Origin of the sequence: Streptomyces sp. NPDC008079 (assembly GCF_042957385.1) — a bacterium.
Lineage (GTDB): Bacteria > Actinomycetota > Actinomycetes > Streptomycetales > Streptomycetaceae > Actinacidiphila.
In genome coordinates this window covers 1-1,133 of the sequence record NZ_JBIBIC010000049.1, presented here as the reverse complement: position 1 = coordinate 1,133, position 1,133 = coordinate 1, and the positions used below count along the sequence as shown (strand labels likewise).

Annotated in this window: 1 protein-coding gene and 1 pseudogene; both read right to left on the bottom strand. The window is 72.6% G+C overall.

Annotation, left to right across the window (positions count from 1 at the left end):
- Window positions 1-343: pseudogene (locus ACFZAM_RS37180) on the bottom strand (HNH endonuclease); the annotation flags it as partial.
- Window positions 344-448: 105 nt separating this feature from the next.
- Window positions 449-661 carry a hypothetical protein gene (locus ACFZAM_RS37175; RefSeq protein ID WP_391053013.1) on the bottom strand — a complete coding sequence of 71 codons (213 nt, stop codon included), beginning with the start codon at window positions 659-661 and terminating at the stop codon, window positions 449-451.
- Window positions 662-1,133: the final 472 nt, after the last annotated feature.

The window sequence follows — 1,133 nt, the reverse complement described above, 5'->3', positions numbered from 1 at the left end:
TGTCGTCGTACGGGCTGAGCCAGGTGCCGCCGGTCAGCGCGCAGCGCGGGCCCTGGACCGGGGCTGTGAGCGCGTCCCGTTTCAGCACCTCCTGCCGGGTCGAGCACCCGTCGCCGTCGGCGTCGATCCAGTGCCGGAACTTGCTGCGCTCGTACCCGGTGCGGTCCTCCGCCCGGACCGGAAGCGCCGCCAGCGCCTGGCTCACCGGAAGGGAAACCGTCTCCCCCGCCGTGCCGGATGTGGGCACGGAAGCCGCGGCAGCCGGGCCCGCGAGCGGCAGGGTCAGGACGGCCAGAGCGGCACCGGAGGCGAAGACCGTACGCCGCATCGAAGAAAGGATCATGACCGCTTCGTACCGGACAACCCGTCCCGCACCGGGCACCGTCACCCCTGCCGGGCACGTCGCCAACCAGGAGCCGCCCCCTTCGATCCGTCAGGCGCCGGAAAGTCAGACCGCGGTGACCGCCGATGCACCCCCGGTCCGGCCGTCCAGGTGTCGACCGCGGCGCGGCGTGGTGGCGGGGTGTCCGGTCCTGAGCAGGCCGCCGTCCAAGAGGTCGAACACCTCGCTGTCGAACTCCTGGACGGCGCGTCCGTCCGGTCCGGGCAGCCACACCTCGACGGCGCGGCCCGGGTGGATGCCGGTCCCGGCGGCGGTCACCCGGGGCCCGGCGCCCGCGCAGGATCCCGTGCCCGCGGTCCAGGCCCGCCCACACCGTGGCGCTGACCCGCAGCCGCACCTGTGGCCCGGCCACTGGCCCGTGGCCGGCAGGACGGTACCGGCCATAACACGGATCTTTCGGCCGCCCCGCGATGTCGGCCCGGCCGCGGTGAGGACTCGATGCCCGCGTGGGGGCACCCCGATGGCTGCGCGCTCTTCCCCGGATGACGCGGGTCATGTCATGAGGAAGGTCACCCCTCCTCGTTGCCCGGCTCAATCCCCGGTCAATGACTCCCGCAGGCCGGGACTCCATCGGCAGGATCCCTGTTGCCCCGTGGATTACTGGCAGACCGCCGGAATGTTCCCGAGATGACCGAACGCCACCCCCATCACGCTCCGCAATCAGTTGCCGGACGGCAACGTTCCGTACGTGGCCTGCCTCAGGATGTCTCAGGCGTGCCGCCGGACGGCG